Annotated in this window: 14 protein-coding genes and 1 tRNA gene; 5 read left to right on the top strand and 10 right to left on the bottom strand. The window is 65.8% G+C overall.

Translation table 11 applies throughout. The features are described 5' to 3' along the window. Window positions 1-55: 55 nt before the first annotated feature. Window positions 56-145: transfer RNA gene (locus DFR31_RS09365), tRNA-Ser, on the bottom strand. A 135-nt stretch (window positions 146-280) separates the two neighbouring features. Here DFR31_RS09365 and mltF point away from each other — a divergent pair. Continuing rightward, the gene (mltF, locus tag DFR31_RS09360) at window positions 281-1,786 is read left to right on the top strand and encodes a membrane-bound lytic murein transglycosylase MltF (protein WP_121442415.1); all 1,506 of its coding nucleotides are present in this window, start codon (window positions 281-283) and stop codon (window positions 1,784-1,786) included. Here mltF and tadA read toward each other — a convergent pair. Genes tadA through guaA form a run of 3 tightly spaced genes read right to left on the bottom strand, consistent with a single transcriptional unit; the run spans window position 1,783 to window position 8,872 of the window. Next, entirely contained in the window at window positions 1,783-2,292 is a 510-nt protein-coding gene (gene tadA / locus DFR31_RS09355) for a tRNA adenosine(34) deaminase TadA (protein ID WP_281273359.1), read from the bottom strand. The two genes, mltF and tadA, sit on opposite strands and share 4 nt — an antisense overlap. Beyond that, window positions 2,279-7,261: a chemotaxis protein CheB gene (locus DFR31_RS09350; protein WP_121442414.1), complete on the bottom strand. Its 4,983-nt coding sequence runs from the start codon at window positions 7,259-7,261 to the stop codon at window positions 2,279-2,281. Before DFR31_RS09350 ends, tadA begins: the two co-directional genes overlap by 14 nt. A gap of 33 nt (window positions 7,262-7,294) precedes the next feature. Continuing rightward, window positions 7,295-8,872, bottom strand: coding sequence for a glutamine-hydrolyzing GMP synthase (guaA, locus tag DFR31_RS09345; protein WP_121442413.1), 1,578 nt, complete (start codon window positions 8,870-8,872; stop codon window positions 7,295-7,297). Between the two features lie 156 nt (window positions 8,873-9,028). Here guaA and DFR31_RS09340 point away from each other — a divergent pair, with 156 nt between their 5' ends. Next, window positions 9,029-9,841 (top strand): ATP-grasp domain-containing protein, encoded by an 813-nt coding sequence (locus DFR31_RS09340; RefSeq protein WP_121442412.1) that lies wholly within the window; start codon window positions 9,029-9,031, stop codon window positions 9,839-9,841. Between the two features lie 35 nt (window positions 9,842-9,876). Beyond that, window positions 9,877-10,632 (top strand): VIT1/CCC1 transporter family protein, encoded by a 756-nt coding sequence (locus DFR31_RS09335; RefSeq protein ID WP_121442525.1) that lies wholly within the window; start codon window positions 9,877-9,879, stop codon window positions 10,630-10,632. A gap of 85 nt (window positions 10,633-10,717) precedes the next feature. On the opposite strand, the gene guaB is transcribed toward DFR31_RS09335, so the two are convergent. The 6 genes from guaB to DFR31_RS09305 form a co-directional block, all read right to left on the bottom strand. Then, window positions 10,718-12,184: an IMP dehydrogenase gene (gene guaB, locus DFR31_RS09330; RefSeq protein WP_121442411.1), complete on the bottom strand. Its 1,467-nt coding sequence runs from the start codon at window positions 12,182-12,184 to the stop codon at window positions 10,718-10,720. A gap of 111 nt (window positions 12,185-12,295) precedes the next feature. Then, window positions 12,296-13,966 (bottom strand): SpoIIE family protein phosphatase, encoded by a 1,671-nt coding sequence (locus DFR31_RS09325; protein ID WP_121442410.1) that lies wholly within the window; start codon window positions 13,964-13,966, stop codon window positions 12,296-12,298. Continuing rightward, window positions 13,966-14,868 (bottom strand): GGDEF domain-containing protein, encoded by a 903-nt coding sequence (locus tag DFR31_RS09320; RefSeq protein WP_121442409.1) that lies wholly within the window; start codon window positions 14,866-14,868, stop codon window positions 13,966-13,968. The genes DFR31_RS09325 and DFR31_RS09320 overlap by 1 nt, the downstream gene beginning before the upstream one ends. Window positions 14,869-14,883: 15 nt before the next feature. After that, the gene (locus DFR31_RS09315; protein ID WP_121442408.1) at window positions 14,884-15,291 is read right to left on the bottom strand and encodes a DUF1987 domain-containing protein; all 408 of its coding nucleotides are present in this window, start codon (window positions 15,289-15,291) and stop codon (window positions 14,884-14,886) included. 1 nt (window position 15,292) lies between these two features. Continuing rightward, window positions 15,293-15,868 (bottom strand): SiaB family protein kinase, encoded by a 576-nt coding sequence (locus DFR31_RS09310; RefSeq protein ID WP_245971145.1) that lies wholly within the window; start codon window positions 15,866-15,868, stop codon window positions 15,293-15,295. 161 nt (window positions 15,869-16,029) lie between these two features. Further along, window positions 16,030-16,752 (bottom strand): substrate-binding periplasmic protein, encoded by a 723-nt coding sequence (locus tag DFR31_RS09305; RefSeq protein WP_245971144.1) that lies wholly within the window; start codon window positions 16,750-16,752, stop codon window positions 16,030-16,032. A gap of 493 nt (window positions 16,753-17,245) precedes the next feature. Between DFR31_RS09305 and DFR31_RS09300 the strand changes: the two genes are divergently transcribed. Together DFR31_RS09300 and DFR31_RS09295 are read left to right on the top strand one after the other, a co-directional pair. Beyond that, window positions 17,246-17,704, top strand: coding sequence for a universal stress protein (locus tag DFR31_RS09300; protein ID WP_121442405.1), 459 nt, complete (start codon window positions 17,246-17,248; stop codon window positions 17,702-17,704). Window positions 17,705-17,745: 41 nt separating this feature from the next. After that, window positions 17,746-19,254: an MFS transporter gene (locus DFR31_RS09295; protein WP_121442404.1), complete on the top strand. Its 1,509-nt coding sequence runs from the start codon at window positions 17,746-17,748 to the stop codon at window positions 19,252-19,254. Window positions 19,255-19,307: the final 53 nt, after the last annotated feature.

Here is a 19,307-nt window from a genome sequence, read left to right as displayed (position 1 = left end):
GCTGGCTGCGACGCGTGCCCGGTGTCGACGCGGTACGCGCCTGGGGGAAGGGGAATGGCGGAGAGGGAGGGATTCGAACCCCCGGACCCCGCGAGGGGTCAACGCATTTCGAGTGCGCCCCGTTCGACCGCTCCGGCACCTCTCCGCGGCCTTGACCGACCAGACCGCGCGGTTGCCCGCGCATCGGGTCGTATCCGACCATTGCAGCCCTAAGGCTGTACCTCAACGATCGAGGGCCGTAGTCTAACACCAAGAATGGCAATTGAGTAGGAACCACCGGATGCGGAACAGACCGGTACGTCTGCTGGCAGGCGTGCTGTTACTGGCCCTTGTTGCCCTGGCCTGGCTCCTTTGGGAGCGCGCGCGCCAGCCCGCCCCCATGACAACGCTGGAGCGCGTGCTGGAGGCCGGCGAGTTGCGCGTCATCACCCGTATCAGCCCCACCACCTACTACCAGAGCGACCAGACGGACAGTGGCCGTGCCGGGTTGGAGTACGACCTGGCGCGGGGATTTGCGGAGCGGCTGGGCGTGGACTTGCGCATGGTGGTTGCACCGGACCTTGAGGCCATCTTCACGGCGCTGGACGAGGGCGAGGTCGATGTGGCCGCGGCAGGGCTCACCTACACCCATGAACGCGGCAACCGCTATTGGTTCACGCCACCCTACAAGGACATCACCCAGGTCCTGGTCTACCGGGTCGGCACCGGCGGTGCCCCCGACGATCTGGGCGATATCGCGCCCGGTGAACTGGCAGTCATCGCCGACAGCAGTCACGCCGAGCGCCTTGAGGCATTACGCGACAGCGAGTACCCCGATCTCACCTGGCAGGAGATGCAGCACGCGGACAGCGAGGCCATGCTTTACGCCGTCTGGAACGAGGACGTGCGCTACACCATCGCGGACTCGCACGAGTTGAGCATCAACCGCGCCTACTACCCGGAACTGCGCAAGGCGTTCGAGATCACCAGTCTGGAGGGCCTGGCCTGGGCGTTCCCGCGCACCGAGGATTTGAGCCTCTACGACGAGGCCGCCCGCCACTTCACCGACCTGCGCATGGAGGGGCGGCTCTCCGCAATGCTCGAACAGCACTTCGGTTACCTGGGCCAGTTCGATTACGTGGGCTTTCGGGCCTTCAACCGGCACCTGGCGGCACGGCTGCCCGACTACCGCGCCTGGTTTGAAGAGGCCGCCGGGGAGTACGGGCTGGACTGGCGCCTGCTCGCGGCCATCGGTTACCAGGAGTCCCACTGGGACCCCCAGGCCATCTCCCCCACCGGGGTCCGGGGCCTGATGATGCTCACCTTGAACACCGCAGCCTCCGTCGACGTGGATAACCGCCTGGACCCGAAGCAGAGTATCTTCGGCGGTGCCCGCTATTTCGCCCGGGTACTGGCCAAGCTGCCGGAGGAACTGGAGGAGCCGGACCGCACCTGGATGGCATTGGCGGCCTATAACGTCGGCTACGGCCACCTGCAGGATGCACGCCGGCTGGCCCGGCAGCGGGGCTATGACCCGGATGACTGGCGGGTAGTCCGCGACCACCTGCCGTTGCTGAGCCAGCGCCACTGGTATACCCAGACCCGCCACGGCTACGCCCGGGGCTGGGAGCCCGTCCACTACGTACGCAACGTGCGGCTCTATTATCAGCTGCTGCAGCGCTTCTCGGAGCCCCAGCGCCGGCAGGTACCGGCGGGCGAACGCCTGGGCGAGGAGCCGGTACCCGAGTCCCCGGCCCCGCTGCTCGACACCGTGCCGGACATAGTGACCGAACCACTCGCCCCCTAGCGGCGGGCACGCCGGCGGGCGCGGAAGAACTGCCGCAACCGATCCGACGCCTCCTCCGCCAGCACCCCGCCATGGACCTCCACTCGATGATTGTGCTCCGGCGCACGGTCCAGTGCGAACACGGACCCGCAGGCCCCGGTTTTAGGGTCACTGGCCCCGAAGACCACCCGGGCCACCCGGGCGTGGATGATGGCACCGATGCACATGGGGCAGGGCTCCAGGGTGACGTAAAGCGTCGTGCCCGGTAACCGATACGCCTGCAATACCCGTCCAGCTTCGCGCAGTGCCACCACCTCGGCGTGGGCGGTGGGATCGTGGCTGCCGATGGGCTGGTTACAGGCGGCCGCCACCTCGCACCGCCCCTGCACCAGCACCGCACCGACAGGCACCTCGCCGGCCGCCTCAGCCTCGTCGGCCAGGGCGAGCGCCCGCCGCATCCAGAAGCGGTCATCCGCATCGCCGGTATCGGTGGGTGGGGCGTCCGGCAAAAGATCAGTCCGCGTCACGACCGGCCTCGCTGACCCGCAATATCAGATTCAGCATTTGCTGGAGCGGCACATCCCACCCTACAACGCCATCCACCGGCCCTGCCTCATCCAGGGCCAGGGCCTCGCCCGTTCCCTCCGTGAGCACCAGCGCCGACAGCTCTTCGTCGGCGGCGACGGCGCGCAGGTGCTGGAGCACGTGGTTGGGTTCTGCGCGCAGCCAGTATTCATCGACCAGCAACAGCTGGGCAGGCTCCTGCTGCAACCAGTCCGCACCCTGCTCCGGCGTCGCCACCTCGTGCAGCCGCAATTCCGGATGGATCAGGCACAGCCCCCGCAGCCGCCGGCGTACCTCGTCGTTTTCCGACACGAGGAGCAGTTGCAACTCGTCGTCCGCTGCCCTGCGCCGCGATGGCGAAACGGCAGGGGAGTCGCAGGTCACCAGGGGCATACCCGCTTCCGCCTCGTTCAGCAGGGGCAGTCGATCCTGGTCCGCGGTTTCACCCCGGTGCCGACCCGCCGCTAGCGGCCGGGCCTGGTCAGCGCGCGGCAATACCAGGGTGAAGGTGCTGCCCTGCCCCGGCGTACTCTCCACCAGGATATCGCCTCCCATGAGTCGGGCCAGCCTCAGGGAGACGACCAGCCCGATGCCCGTGCCTTCGATACTGCTGTGCTCCTGCCCGAGTCGATCGAAGGGGTGAAACAGGCTCTCCTGCGCCTTCTCGCTCAACCCCGGGCCCGAGTCCTTGACGTCCAGGGCCACCCGGTCGTCGGCCAGTTGCCGGGCCTCCACCCGGACCCAGCCGTCGGGGCGGTTGTACTTGATGGCGTTGGAAAGCAGGTTGATCAGTACCTGCTTGGCCCGGGTGAAATCCGCCATGATCGCCGGGGCAGCGTCCACGTCCGCCGCCAACTCGATCCCTTCGGCGTCGGCCCGGTTGGCGACCACCGGCAGGCACTCGTTCACCAGGTCCCGCGGCGATACGGCGCCGGTCTCGATACCGATCCGGCCGGCCTCGATACGGGAGAGGTCAAGGATCTCGCTGATCAGTTCCAGCAGATGCCACCCGGAGTTCAGGATATGGTCCACGTAGGTCCGGCCCGCGCTCTCCGGCGGCAGCACTTGATCGTCCTGCAGCAATTGGCCGAAGCCCAGGATGGCATTGAGCGGCGTGCGCAGCTCGTGGCTCATGTTGGAGAGGAACTCCGTCTTCGCCCTGTTGGCCGCCTCCGCCTGCCGCCGCGCCAGGTCCAACGCATCTTCCGCCTGTCGCCGTTGGGTGGTCTCCTGCGTCAGGCCGAGCAGGCGCTTCTCACGACCCTGCCCCACCAGGCGCCCACGGGTCTGCAGCCAGGCCACCTGCTGGTCCGGGCGAATCACCCGGTACTCCAGGTCCAGTTCGTCCCCGGCTCCGCGTTCGGCCGTGAGCACAGCCTCCACGGTGGGGCGGTCCTTGGGGTGCACGAAACGTAAGAAGGCCGGCAGGGACGGCTTGAAGGCATCCGGCCGCGCGCCCAACAGGTCCCATAGGGTATCGCCCCAGTCCATCACCCCGGTAACCGGGAAGATCTCGAACCAGGCCACACGGGCCAGCACCTGGGCACCCAGTAGTCGCTCTTCGCTGTCGCGCAGCGCCTGCTCCCGCTCCACCTGTTCGGTCACATCCTGCTGCACGCCCACGTAGTGGGTGAGCGCGCCCGCCTCATCGTGGACCGGTTCCAGGAAGAGCCGGTTCCAGAAGCGCTCACCGTCACGCCGGCAATTGCGCAGCAGCACCGAAACCCGCTCCTGGGCGCTAAGCCCAGCGGAGATCCGGTTAACCGCCTCCGGGTCCGCGTCGCTGCCCTGCAGGAAGCGGCAGTTGCGCCCGATGATCTCCTCCTCCGGATAGCCCGACAACTCCTCGAAGGCGCGGTTCACGTAGACCAGCGGCAGGTCCTGCCGGGTTGCATCCGCGATAGCCACCCCGCTGCCAATGGCATCCAGCGCCAGTGACTGCAGCCGTAGCCACTGGGCGTCGCGCAACCGCTCGGTGACATCCAGGCCCATGGTGCAGACGGCGTACATGGCCCCATCCTCGCGGTGCAGCGGGAAGCGCTCCACCAGGAACTGCCGCGCCGGCTCGCCCGCCTCGAGGGCCAGCGACTCCTCTCGCTCCTGGGCCTGGCCGCTACGCAGAGTCTGCCAGTCGTGCTGGTCGAGCAGGCTGACGGCCTCCCCGGGCAGCACCTCCTCGGCGGTACGCCCCACCACCTCGTCGGCCTCACGCCCCAACAGGCGCAGGAAGGTGCGATTGGCAAAGAGGTAGCGCCCGGCGGGATCCCGCAGGGTGATAAACAGGGGTGTGCGATCCAGTATGGCCTGCTGGCGCCGGCTGAGCTCCCGTACCCGCCCTTCCGCGCGCCGGATAGCGGTGTTCTCGAAGAACGTAAGGACAGCCCCGTTGTAGTCGCCATCCTCGGTGCGGCAGGGGTGGATACGCATGAGGAAGTGGCGACGCTCCTCGTGGTTGCTGCCCCCCTCCTCAGTGACCGTCAGCTGGGTGGAGAGCTGCGCCTCGACCAGCTCGCCGGTACGCAGCACATCCCGCAACCGGGCCTCGAAATCGGGGATCAGGAGACGGGGCTCCACCGAGGAGATCGGCTGGCCCACGTGTTCCGGCCGGATGGCGAACACCTGGTCCGTGGCCGGGTTGTAGAACTTGATCCGCAGTTTGTCGTCCACCGCCAGCAAGGGGTCGGCCAGGCTGTCCTTGACGCTCTCCAGGTCCGCGTAAGCCTCGGCGAGCTCCTGGCTCTTGCCGTTGAGCTCGTCGTTGACGGTGGTAAGTTCCTCGTTGGTGGACTGCAGTTCCTCGTTGGTGGTCTCCAACTCCTCGTTGGACGACTGCAGCTCCTCGTTGGAGGACTGCAACTCCTCGTTCGACGACTGCAGCTCCTCGTTGGTGGTCTCCAGCTCCTCGATGACCGTTTGCAGGTGCTCACGGGTGGCGGCCAGTTCATCCTCGAGCTCGGCGACCCGCTGCTCCTCTTCTTCCCCACCGGTGACCGGTTCACCGTCACTGGCTTCGGTCGCGGTCGGGCGGTGCCCCGCCTCCGGGTCGAACGTGACCAGGTAGAGCGGGTCATCGCCCTCCCCGGGCACAGGCCGCGCGGTCATGCGCACGGGGGAGCGTCCCTCCCCGATGCGGATCCGCCGGCTGCTGACCGCATGCTCGCCCCGCTTGGCCCGAGCCACCAGGGCCGTGATATCCACCCGCAGGTCGTTATGAATGATGTTGCGGACGGAGAAGTCGGGACGCCCGCTGGGGATACGCAGGTAGTCGCCCAGGTCACCGAAGATGTGGTGGATGCCGAGGGATTCGTCCAGCAGCAGGGCCGGCGGGGCATAGGCCTCGGCGGCGACCCGCAGCATGCGCAGTTCGGCGCTCTCCGGCGGGTTATTCCTGCGCGCTACGCGCTGACGGTTCTGCTCGTCGTAGACACCTTCCCGACCAAGCCCGCCGGTGCCGCCGGCCGGGACGCGGGCCCGCCGGGGCCCGCCCCGGCGCCGGTAGATCTTCCAGCGATAGTCCAGCGGGTGGAACAGGTTTTCATCTCGGTCGAGGTTTTCGGACTTACCGAGGAACAGCAACCCGGAAGGCCTCAGCGCGTAGGCGAAAACAGAGAACAGCCGCTGTTGCACCTGAGGTGTCAGGTAGATCAGCAGGTTCCGGCAGCTGATCAGGTCCATGCGCAGGAAGGGCGGATCGTGAAGCAGGTCCTGGCGGGCGAAAACCAGCATCTCGCGCAGCCGCTTGGTGACCCGGTAGTTGTCGCCGGAGCGCGTGAAGTAGCGGCGCTGGCGCTGCTCGCTCAGCTCGTTTATGACGGCAGGCTCGTACAGGCCGGCTCGGGCCTTGGTCAGTGCCAGGCTGTCCAGGTCGGTGGCAAAGACCTGCGCGGTGATATCCTTGCGGTCCAGCTTTTCCAGCACTTCATCCACGAGCATGGCGATGGAGTAAGCCTCCTCGCCGGTGGCACAGCCGGGCGCCCAGGCACGGAAGGTGCCCCCCTCCGGGGCCTTTTCCAGGTACTGGCGCAGTTGGCTGCCCAGGGCCTCGAACGCCGGCCCGTCGCGGAAGAAAGAGGTGACCGAGATAAGCAGGTCGCGGTAGAAGGCGTCGACCTCCTTGCCATCATTGCGCAGGAGGCTCAGGTACTCCTGGGTCTCGTCGACCCCGCGCGCGGCCATTCGTCGGGCGAGGCGCCGGCGCACTGTCCGTTCCTTGTAGGCACTGGGGTCGACGCCGCTGGCCTGGTAAACCACGTGCTGGATCTGCCGCCAGATCTCGGCGTCGCTCTGCTCGTCCGCTACCGGATGGCCAGTGTTTTCCTGCGCTAGCATGCGCACCAACTCGGCGGCGATCTGGGTAGGGGGCAGCACCCGGTCCACGCAGCCGGTGCTGAGGGCGGACAGCGGCATGCCGTCGTAGGCGGCGGAATCGGCGTCCTGGGCGAAGGTAATCCCGCCGGCCGCCTTTACCGCTCGAACCCCGCTGCTCCCGTCCGAGCCGGTGCCGGAGAGCACCACCGCCACCGCGCGGTCGCCATAAGCGTCGGCCAGGCTCTGCAGCAGCACGTCCACCGACGGCGACGGGCCAGGCCGCCGCCCCGGCTCCACCAGCCGGAACCGGCCATCCTCAAGCTGCACATCGTAGCTGGCCGGTGCCACGTACACGGTGTCCGCGACCGGCTGCCGGCCATCGCTGAGTTCCCGCACCGCCAGGGCCGTCTCCCGCGCCAGCAGCTGCGTGAGCATGCTTTCATGGCGGGGGGAGAGGTGCTGGGCGACCACGAAGGTCAGCCCGGTGTCCGCGGGCAGCGCCTTGACCAGGGCCCGGAGGGCATCCAGGCCGCCGGCCGAAGCGCCGATCCCGACAACCGTCAAGGGACGGGGTGCTTCGCCACCTTCGGGTCGGTTCTCGTGTTCCGTCTGCTCATCGCTCAAACCGTCCCTCCTCGCCCGCCCACGCGGATCACATCACTCCCACTCGATGGTCGCCGGGGGCTTGCCGGAGATGTCATAGGCAACGCGTGAAATCCCGGGGATTTCATTGATAATACGCCGGGAGACGTGATCAAGGAACTCGTAGGGCAGATGCGCCCAGCGGGCGGTCATGAAATCGATGGTCTCCACCGCGCGCAAGGCGATCACGTACTCGTAGCGCCGGCCATCACCGGTGACACCCACGGACTTCACCGGCAGGAAGACGGCAAAGGCCTGGCTGACCTGGTCGTAAAGGTCGTGGGCACGCAGTTCCTCGATGAAGATGGCGTCGGCCTCGCGCAGCAGGTCCGCGTACGCCTTGCGCACCTCGCCCAGGATGCGCACTCCCAGGCCCGGCCCGGGGAAGGGGTGGCGGTAGACCATGTCCGCCGGCAGGCCGAGCTCCAGGCCGATGCGCCGCACCTCGTCCTTGAAGAGCTCGCGCAGCGGCTCCACCAGTTTCAGCTTCATGTCCTCGGGCAGCCCACCCACATTGTGGTGGGACTTGATGACATGGGCCTTGCCGGTGGCGGAACCAGCCGACTCGATCACGTCCGGATAAATGGTGCCCTGGGCCAGCCAGTCCACGTCGGTCAGGCGGGCGGCCTCCTCGTCGAACACCTCGATGAACATGTTGCCGATGATCTTTCGCTTGCGCTCCGGGTCATCCACGCCCTTGAGCGCGGTCAGGAAACGGTCCTCGGCGTCGACCCGGATGACGTTGACGCCCATGTGGCGGGCGAAGGTGGCCATCACCTGATCGGCCTCGTTCTTGCGCAGCAGGCCGTTGTCCACGAAGACGCAGGTCAGCTGGTCGCCGATGGCCTTGTGCAGCAGGGCGGCCACCACCGACGAGTCCACCCCGCCGGACAACCCCAACAGCACTTTGTCTTCGCCCACCTGCTGGCGGACCCGCGCCACCAGGTCGTCAACGATATTACCCGGCGTCCAGTCCGCCGGGCAGCCGCAGATCTCGTGGACGAACCGGGAGAGAATGCGCGCCCCCTGCGGGGTGTGGGTGACCTCCGGGTGGAACTGTACCCCGTAGTAACCCCGCTCATCGTCTCCGATGCCGGCAATGGGCGAGCTGTCGGTACTGGCAATGCGCTTGAAGCCCTCGGGCAACTCGGCGACCCGGTCACCGTGGCTCATCCAGACGTCCAGCAGCCCCCAGCCCTCGGGACTGGCGTGGTCCTCAATGTCCCGCAGCAGGTTGGAGTGGCCGCGGGCCCGGACCTGCGCGTACCCGAACTCCTTGTGCTCGGAGGCCTCCACCCGGCCACCCAGCTGACCGGCCATCGCCTGCATCCCGTAACAGATGCCCAGCACCGGCACGCCGGCCTCGAATACCGCCTCGGGCACCCGAGGGCCGTTGTCCACGGTCATGGACTCCGGGCCGCCGGAAAGGATGAAGCCGGCGGCGCCAAAGTCGCGTACCGCCTGCTCCGCTGCGTCCCAGGCGTAGATCTCGCAGTAGACACCGGACTCGCGCACGCGGCGGGCGATCAACTGGGTGTACTGGGAGCCGAAATCGAGGATAAGAATACGGTGGGCGTGTATGTCCTGAGTCATTGATAGATCCGCTGGAACGAGTGCTGGCGCGTGGGGGCGGCACATGCTAAAAGAACCGCCGACAAGGCGCCACAGCATACCGCAAGCGGTGCCCCGAGCGCACCCGCGCCCCCGGCCGGCGCCCCGACCACAGGATCGCCAGGAGACCCACCCGCCATGAACCTGGTCAGCTTCAACGCATACCGCAGCCTGGGTGTCCCGGGCGTGCGCTACATCAAGCCGGAACACCTGTTCCGGGAGCAGGCGCTACTTCGACACGCCGACTGGGTGCTGTTCCCGGAGACCTGGCAGGTGAACAGCCTGGTCTACGGCCTGGGCGCTCGCGTCTTCCCGGCGCTGCCCGGCTATCATCTGGGCTACGACAAGATCGAGATGACCCGCGCCTTCTGGACCGTCTGCCCGGCCCACGTGCCCGAGACGCTGATCCTGCCGCCCACGGAGACCAGCCTCGAGGCGGCCGAGGAGCAACTCGGTTACCCCATGGTGGGCAAACAGCCACGCAACGCCCGGGGCCAGGGGGTGTTCCTGCTGGCGGACCGCCAGGCGCTGCAGGCCTTTGCCGCACGGGAGGACCGTCTGTATCTTCAGGAGTATCTGCCGATCGACCGGGACCTGCGCGTGGTCTGGTTGGGCGACCGGGTGATCTCCGCCTATTGGCGCCACGGCGCCGAAGGCAGCTTCCACAACAACGTGGCGCAGGGCGGGCGGATTGAATTCACGGATGTCCCGTGCGCCGCCCTGGAGCTGGTCGAGCGGATCGCCACCCGCCTGGGGCTGGACCACGCCGGCTTCGACCTGGCCCGGGTGCACGGGCACTGGTACGTGCTCGAATTTAACCTGCTGTTCGGCAACGAGGCCCTGAACCAGGCCGGCATCCGCCTTGGTGGCTTTATCCACGACTGGCTGCGCCGTCAGAGTGACAACGACGGACCGGACAACTCGCCCACACCCTGGCCCATCGCCAGCTGAACGTCGCCCGCCCGGCGACGACCGGGAGGGAAATGATGCCCCGCAACGAACCCGAACTGGAGCACAGCCACCACCCCGACGCGATCCGCGAGCGGCTGGCCGAGGACAAGCACCGCGGCTATCTTCCCGACGCCATTCTGGGCGGCATCGACGGCTGTATCACCACGCTGGCTCTGGTGGCCAGCGTGGCCGGTGCGGGGCTGCCCGGCATGGTGGCCTTCGTACTCGGGGTGGCCAGCCTGATCGCCGATGCCCTGAGCATGGCCGTCAGCAACTACCAGGCAGTCAAGAGCACCGAGGAGGCGCGCCACCGCCTGCGGCAGCAGGAGCAACGCCACGTGGCGGCAGACCCGCACGGCGAGCGAGAGGAGATCCGGGCCATCTTCGAGGCCAAGGGATTTGATGGCGAGGCGCTGGAACACATCGTGGAGACCATCACCCGCGACCACCAACTGTGGGTGAACACCATGCTGATGGAGGAGCACGGCCTGTCCCTGCACGGCCCCTCGGCCATCACCTCGGGCCTGACCACGTTCACGGCCTTTGTGCTGGTCGGTTTCGTGCCCCTCGCCCCCTTCCTGATCCCCTTCCTCACCGGTGGGGAGTACTTCATCGCCAGCGCCGTATGCACCGCCCTGGCCCTGTTCGGGATCGGTTACGCCAAGGGGGTCATTCTGGACATGTCGCGCCTGCGCGCGGGGCTGGAGACGCTGCTGCTGGGGGGCGCGGCCTCGGTGGCCGCCTATCTGGTGGGACGCGTGCTGGAACCGATGCTGGTACAGGCATTCTGACCCCGGCGATTCCGTGCTCGGGGTTCAGGCCAATAAAGGGTAAGGACCGGCGGGCCACGCCAGGCGGCCCGCCGGTCCGCCGCGTTCAACCCACCCGGTAGTTGGGCGCTTCCTTGGTGATGCTGACGTCGTGGACGTGGCTTTCGCGCATGCCGGCATTGGTGATACGCACGAACTCGGGGCGGGTGCGCATCTCCTCCATGGTGGAACAGCCCACGTAACCCATGCTGGCCCGGATACCGCCCAGCAGCTGATGGACGATGGCCACCATGGAGCCCTTGTACGGCACCCGGCCCTCGATCCCCTCCGGGACCAGCTTGTCGACGTTGGCCGTCGGGTCCTGGAAGTACCGGTCGGCCGAGCCCTGGGTCTGGGACATCGCACCCAGCGAGCCCATGCCGCGGTAGGACTTGTAGGACCGGCCCTGATAGAGCTCGACCTCGCCCGGCGCCTCCTCAGTACCTGCAAGGAGACTGCCGACCATGACGCAGTGGGCCCCGGCGGCCAGCGCCTTGGCCAGATCGCCGGAGAAGCGCACGCCCCCGTCGGCGATCAACGGCAGATCGGTGCCCTTCAGCGCCTCGGCCACGTTGGCAATGGCCGTGATCTGCGGCACACCCACCCCGGCCACCACCCGCGTGGTGCAGATGGAACCGGGCCCGATGCCCACCTTGACGGCGTCGGCGCCGGCCGCTTTGAGATCCAGCGCGGCCTGCCCGGTGGCGATGTTACCGGCGATGACCTGCAGGTCCGCGTAGTGCTGCTTGATCCAGCGCACCCGGTTAAGCACACCCTGGGAATGGCCGTGGGCGGTGTCCACCACCACCACGTCGACCCCAGCCTCCACCAGGGCCGCCAGCCGCTCTTCGGTATCGCCCCCCGTGCCCACGGCCGCGCCCACCCGCAGCCGACCGTACTCGTCCTTGCTGGCATGGGGGTAGTCCTTCGCCTTCTGGATGTCCTTCACGGTCACCATGCCGCGCAGGTGGAAGGCGTCGTCCACCACCAGCACCTTCTCAATGCGGTTGCCGTGCAGTTTCTCCAGGATCTCGTCCCGGTCGGCGCCCTCGGTGACGGTTACCAGCCGCTCCTTCGGCGTCATGGCCACGGATACCGGCTGATCCAGACGGGTCTCGAAGCGCAGATCGCGGCTGGTAACGATGCCCACCAACTCACTGGCGTTGACCACCGGCACCCCGGAGATACCGTGGGCGCGGGTCAGTTCCAGCACCTCGCGAATGGTGGTATTGGGGTCGACGGTGATCGGCTCCTTGATGACACCGCTCTCGAACTTCTTGACCCGACGCACCTCTTCGGCCTGCTGGGCCACGGTCATGTTCTTGTGGACGATGCCAATACCGCCCTGCTCGGCAAGGGCGATGGCCAGGCGTGCCTCGGTGACGGTGTCCATGGCGGCGGAGACGATGGGGGCCTGCAGCCGGATACCCCGGGTCAGCTGAGTGCTGAGGTCCGCCTCACGCGGCATGACATCGGAGTGGGCAGGCAGCAGGAGTACGTCGTCAAAGGTGAGGGCTTCTTGAGCGATGCGCATACGTGGTGACACCTTCTGGCTGGGCGGCCTCATTACAAGCCGTGCAAAGGTTAGCCGGCCATTATAAGGCGCGGGCGCGGCGTCGTAAACGGCAGCGCCCGTTGCGCTCGCTCAGAGGGGCTGGAAGCCCACCAGCGTCATGTCGTCGCGGCGCGGCTCCGGGCCACGGTAGCGCTCGAGTTCGGTTTCCAGCCGGCGGATCTGGTCCTCCATGGGGAGGTGGGCGTTGCGGGCGATCAACCGCCGCACGCGACGCCGGCCCAGCAAGCGCTTCGGCTCACCCCCCATGTGGTCGGGAATCCCGTCCGTGAGCTGGTAGAAAGACATGCCGGGCCTCACCGGCACGCGGTGGTCCTCGAACGGCCTGCGCGGCACCAGGCTGTAATAGCCCAGCCCCGCCCGGTTGCCCTTGATCTCCCGCGCCTCGCCGTCCTCAACGTAAATGAGCGGCAGCCCGGCGCCGGAGAAGGTCACGCTGCGGTCCTCCTCGTCCCACAGGCAGACGCTGGCGTCCAGTCCGTCGTCCGATTCCGGCGCCTCGCCATCCTGACGCAACCGGGCGCGGACCATCTCGTCCAGCGCGGTGAGGATCTCCGCCGGGCTGCGCAGGTCGCGCTCGTGCAGAATGCGATCCAGCGCCGAGGCCACCACGAGGGTAATAAAGGCCCCCGGCACACCGTGGCCGGTGCAATCCACCACCACGATAAGGCTGCGACGTCCGAACCGCTCCAGCCAGAAGTAGTCGCCCCCCACCAGGTGAAGCGGCTCCCAGCAAACGTAGATTTCCTTGACGGCATCGCCCAGGGCGGACTTGTCCGGCAGCATCGCCGTCTGAATCCGCCGGGCGTAGCGGATGCTCTCCAGGACGAGATGGTTCGCCTTTTCCAATTCCCGGTGGGTCTCGCCCAGGCGCTGGTAGGCCGTTTCGGTCTCCTCCTTCTCGGCCGCCAGCTCGTGCATCGCGTCTTCCAGCTTCCGGGTCCGGTCCTGGACCCGCTGCTCGAGCTCCTCGGTCAGGGCCCTGAGCTCGTCCTCGGCCTGGTCCCGTTCGTTAAGCCCCCGTTGGAACGCCTTTAGCAGGTCATCCAGCGACCCGACAATCTGGCCGAGCTCATCTCGCTGATGGCCGGGCATGGCGGGCACGGGCCAGGCGCCCGGCTGGTGCGGATCCACCTCGCCGATGGCCGTGTTGAGGCGTAACAGGGGTCGGGTAATGAGGAAGTGGAAGATGGCCACCACCAGAAGGGAGATCGCGATGGCCTTGGTAAAGTTGACCCCTGCATTGACGGCGGTCCGCTGCATGAAGCCGCTGGCAATGACGTCGGGGTCCAGCCGGACCCGAAGCTCACCGACCTCTTCCGTCCGCCCGACGATATCCTGCCGGATTAACGGCTGCTCCCAGTGGGCGATGTCGTCGAAGAGCCGGCCGGTGACCCCGTTGGCGTCCCAATGGCGGGGACGGTCGAATAAGGCGAGGCGGTCACCGAAGTTGTCGTAGAGTTCCACCCGCTGGATAAACTCGTACTCGGAGAGCCCCCGCACCACCTGCCGCGCCGCGTCAGCGTTCATCTCAAAGGCGGCGTCCACGGCGCTGCCCTCCACCATGGCGAGGGTCTGGCCCATGTGATCCCGCACTTCGGTACGCATGGTGCGCCAATCCGCGAAGATTTCCACCGCCGCCGCCAACAGCCCCAGCACGAACACCACTACCAGGGTGGTGAGCGCCTGCTTGAAGGTCAGCCCGCGGGAAATGGCACGCTCCCCATTCGCGCCTCCCCGCATCAAACCTCCGGGTCCGACTGGTTACCGCGCTCCTCCGCCTTGGCCAGCATCACGCGGTTGCGGCCAGAGAGCTTGGCCTGATAAAGGGCGTCGTCGGCGCGCATGATCGCCGTGTCCAGGGATTCATGGGTGCTGCGCAGGGCGGCCACGCCGATGCTGACCGTCAGATCCAGGTCCACGCTGCCGCTCCCGTCCCCCTGCTGCTCCCAGGGGATTCGAAGCGCGGCCACCTCTTCACGAATCCGCTCTGCCAGCGTCATGCCCCCACGCAGGTCCACTTCAGGCAGCACGGCGAGGAACTCCTCGCCCCCCAGGCGGCCAACAGCGTCGGACTCCCGCAGGTTCCGATGCAACACCTCGGCAAAGGCCACCAGCACGGTATCCCCGGCAGCGTGGCCAAAGCGATCGTTGATCCGCTTGAAGTGGTCCAGGTCCATCATGAGCAGGGTGAGCGGCGTGAGACCCTGGCGCCGTCGGCGCGCCAGCTCACGCTCACCCACCTCCAGCACCTGCCGGCGAGAGTACACTCCGGTTAGGTCGTCCATCATTGCCAGCCGGTGTAATTCGTCGGCCAGCTGCTCCCGGGCCTGGACCTCCTGCTCCAGCGCCTCGTTGAGCGTGCGCAGGGATTCCGCCTGCGCCTCCAGTTTCTGGTTGGCCTGCTGCAGGTCCAGTTGCATCCGGTCGCTCATGCGCAGCAACCGCGTTTGCGAGCGATAGCTCTGGCGGTAGGCATTGGCCAGCTCGCGCACCCCGTCAGCCACCTGGTCCAGCTTGTCGACCATTTGATCAGCGTGCTGCAAGAGCGCCTCTTCCTGATCGAACAGAGAGAAGCGGGGGCCCTTTTCGTTGTTACTGGCGCTGGACCAATTACCGGGGAGTTTCTCGCGCGAGCTATTCATGGGCTTGACCTGTCGTCAAATGGAAGTGGAGGCATCATCCCGCTCATTGAGGCGAAACTCGGCGCACTCGAAATCTTCGGAGAAGTCCTCGCCGAACTCTTCCATGGTGTCGTCCCCGGCCTGGTAGTACCAGTCCACGGTGATCTCCCGGCCGCGTTCGGCCGCATCCTCCAGCATCTGGAACATGTTCATCAGCGCCTTGGCACTGCTGCTGTTGAAATAGGCCATCTCCAGCGCCACGTGGAGCGCCGGCCCCTGGTCCTCCGCCACAAAGGCGCTGAGCTGCTCCATGATGGGCCCGAAAAAACTGGCCGCATCCTCCGGGTAGGATTCGCCGGACATCTCGAACCGGCCGGCTTGCGGGTCGAACAGCACCCGAGGTGTGCGGTCCGTGGCTTGCTGATTGATCGCATCCATTGTCATCTCAGATATAAGCCTTGAGACAAAAAAATACGCGCTGGGCGTCCAGCTCGAGGAAGTCGAACTCGATGGGTTCGCTAGCCCGACGGGCAATCTCGATAAGGCCGATACTGGCCCCCTTGCTGTCTTCCTCAGGCGGCTCCCGCAGCTTCGTCTTGTAGTATTTACGGAGCTCGTCGCGATCCATGCGGGCCAGCTCACTCAGCCGTGCCTCCAACTTGCGCGCATCGGCCGGCGTCACGGTGTTACCGCAGACCACGAAAAACCGCCCCTCGTCGCGCCCCACCGTGACCATGCCCGAGCTCAGCGCCAGGGGCTCTGCCGCGCCTTGCTCCTCCCGGTCGGCCGAGTAGCGGATGATGTTCTGCACCTGCTCGACGAAAACCGAGAAAACCTTGCGCGTCACCTGGGGGTCCGCGTCATCCAGGCGCATCTTGTGCCGCAGTGCCTCGCCCAGCGCGGTGAGAATGCTCTCCGTCACATACCCGGTGAACGAGAAGATAATCCCCTTACCTGCAAGGTCATCGCGGAATCGCAGGTAGTCATTGGCCAGCATGCCGCCCCCAAATACACTTGGCATCATATAATCCCGCACTTTAATTGGTTTTATTGGCAGATCTATGCCGGATCAGAACACAGAATATACCGCAACCACCGGCCGATGACAGTCCGGCAAACCGACTTGGACCGGACGCATAGATTTTGCGCGTGCCCGGAAGGTTAGAACGGAAAATCGGGGCATCAACCATAGTCGTCCCGTATGGACTGCATGGCACCGTCAGCGCGCATTTCGTCCAGTGCCTCTTGCAGGGCCTCCAACGTGGCCGCCGGCGTATCCGGGTGGCACGCCAGGTAAAGATCCACCTGCCGGAAGACGTGCAAGGCCTCCACCTCACCGGCACCTTCCCGCTCGGCCAACCAGGGCGCGACCCGCCCACCGGTTGCCCAGAGGTCGATCCGTCCCACCGAGAGTAAACGCGCATTCACGCTGTCCCGGCTGACCGTGGCCACGTCAATTCCGCGGGATTCCAGGTACTGCGTGGTGGCATCGTCTCGGAAACCGCCCACCCGGTAATCGTGCAGGTCCTCGAGGTCGTTGATCTGGATATCGGCGTCAGGCCGGGCAAATACCGCCCAGTCGTTGTCCGCCAGCGGCCCCACCCAGGTAAAGGCATCCTCGCGCTCGTCGGTCCGGCTCGTGGAGTAAACGCAGTGGCCGGCCTGGCGCTGGGCCATGGCGTAAGACCTGGCCCAGGGTTGCATCCGGAAGGTGGCATCCACCTCTGCCCGCTCCGCGGCCTCACGCAGGATCTCCGTGGAGATTCCGGAAACCCGGCCACTGGGGCGCTCGTAGTTGAAGGGTGGGTAGTCTTCGGTGTTGAAGACCAGCGGTTCCGTCGCCAGTGCAGCACCCCCCACCATACCCAGTAACGCGACTGTAAACCGCCCGAGTTTGATCCTCACTGTGACTCCCCCACTGGCACGCCTCCCCGCGACTGCCACACCCCTGACCATAGCAGCCCTAACGCTGTAATGCCCACGACAATTCGTGCGCCATCGCGCAAAACCCGAGCCGCCCGCCCGTGTTGCCCAATCGCCCTGCGGGGCCCCCTGGGCGGTGGCACCAACGCAGCGTCTCGGCGGGAAACCTCGGGCTACCTCCAAATAGTCATAACACCCGATACCCGTGCCACCCAAGCCCCAGCAAACGCATTAAAAATCTAAAAATCAGCAACCTGGAAGGTCAGAAAAAATAACCCGTTTGGGATATTGCTGAGTTTTGCACACAGTTTTTAGCGCAATCCACGATATTTACCCCCTCCTCTCGCCGAAGTTAGCTTGCTATGCAGTTTACGTAATGGGTCACGCCCAGCCACCGCGCAATCGCAGCACGGAACACCCTACTGTCCTGTTGGCCGGGCGTGGCTGTTTTCCCGGAGATCACCGGAGAACACCGATGAAAATCATGATCGCCTACGACGGCTCCAGAAACGCCAAGCTCGCCCTCGCCCAGACCGTGGATATGTTCAAGGGGCTGCGCCCCAAGCTCCTGTTGATCGGTGTTGCGGAGGAACCCCGCGATTCCACCGAGCGGAATGTTGAGCTGTTCGAGGAGGAATACAACGAGGTGAAACAGGCCCTTGAGGAGGGCGCCGAGTTCGTCACCGAGCAGAAGCTGGAGAGCGAGATCATCCTGGCCGAGGGTGACCCGCGCAAAATGATCCTCGCCGCCTCGAAACGGCGCGAGCCCGACCTGCTGGTCATTGCCCGCCACAGCAACAAGCCAGACGGCGGGATCATTGCCCAGTCCCTCACCTACTTTGTCGACGAAATCGACTACATGACCTTCGGCAGTGTCAGCGCTTTTCTCTCGCGGCGGGTGGAGTGCCCCCTGCTGATCTATCCGGCCCCGTGATCCCCCTTAACTAATGCCCCCAACCACCTCGGGAGAGCACGATGCAAGTTGCTGACATATTTAAATTTCGCAGTCGGGAAATCAAGGCCCTTCACCTCACCTGGATTGCCTTTTTCATCACCTTCTACGTCTGGTTCAACATGGCGCCGCTGGCCACCAGCATGTTGCGCAGCGTGGACTGGCTAACCCAGGATGACATACGGCTATTTGCCATATGTAACGTGGCCCTGACCATCCCCGCCCGCATCATCGTGGGCATGGCGCTGGACCGGTTCGGCCCACGCCGGGTGTTTTCCATCCTGATGATCCTCATGGCGATACCGGCGCTGTTCTTCGCCTTCGGCAACACCATGACCCAGTTGCTGATATCACGACTGGTGCTCAGCTCCGTCGGGGCCAGTTTCGTGGTAGGCATTCACATGACTGCGCTTTGGTTCCGGCCGCGGGATATCGGGTTTGCCGAGGGGTTCTACGCCGGTTGGGGCAACTTCGGCTCCGCCGCCGCGGCCATGACCCTGCCGACCATCGCCCTGACCATGTTCGGCGGGGAGGATGGCTGGCGCTGGGCAATGGCGGTGAGTGCGCTCGTTATGGCCGGCTACGGCGTCTTCTACTGGTTTGCGATCACCGATGGCCCCCACGCCACCTCCCACAAGCGCACCCGTAACGCGCTGGCCATGGAGGTGAGCACCTGGGGCGACATGATCAAGCTGATCATCTTTACCATCCCGCTGGTGGGGGTGCTCGGTCTCTTGGTGTGGCGCGTGCAGAACATGGGTTACATTACCCCGACCGGCGCGACCATTCTCTACCTCGCCATCGCGGCGATCGTGATTTACCAGGTCGTGCAGATCCTGCGGGTGAATATCCCGATCCTCAAAAAGGGCGTGCCCAAAGATGACAAGTACCACTTCAACAGCGTCATCGCCCTGAACAGCACCTATTTCGCCAACTTCGGTGCCGAACTGGCCGTGGTCTCGATGCTGCCCATGTTCTTCGAGGAGACCTGGGGTCTGGGCGCGGCGGCTGCGGGTGCGATTGCCGCGTCCTTCGCCTTCGTCAACCTGGTGGCCCGGCCGATGGGCGGCCTGGTCTCGGACCGCATGGGGAACCGCCGGTTCGTCATGCTCAGTTACATGTTCGGGATCGGGATTGGCTTCGTGCTCATGGGGCTGCTGGACTCCAACTGGCCCCTGATCGTCGCCATTGCCATCACCATGATGACCTCGTTCTTCGTCCAGGGCTCCGAGGGCGCCACCTTCGGGATCATCCCGTCAATCAAACGGCGCATCACCGGCCAGATCTCGGGCATGGCCGGCGCCTACGGCAACGTGGGCGCGGTGGTCTACCTGACGATTTTCACCTTCGTGACGCCCACGCAGTTCTTCTTCATCATCGCCACCGGTGCCTTCATCAGCTGGGTGATCTGTCTGCTGATGCTGAAGGAGCCCGAAGGGGCCTTCGCCGAGGACTACCACGTCTCATCGGTGGATCGGATGATCGAAGAGGAGGAGCAACGCAAGGCCCGGCAGGAAACCTGGACCCGCTAACGCCCCTCCGTACCTTGCCCGAACGCATGGAGCCGCCCCAGGGGCGGCTCCAT

Source organism: Alkalispirillum mobile (assembly GCF_003664325.1).
GTDB lineage: Bacteria > Pseudomonadota > Gammaproteobacteria > Nitrococcales > Halorhodospiraceae > Alkalilimnicola > Alkalilimnicola mobilis.
The sequence above is the reverse complement of the archived record's forward strand: the minus strand, read 5'-3'. Positions and strand labels throughout refer to the sequence as shown.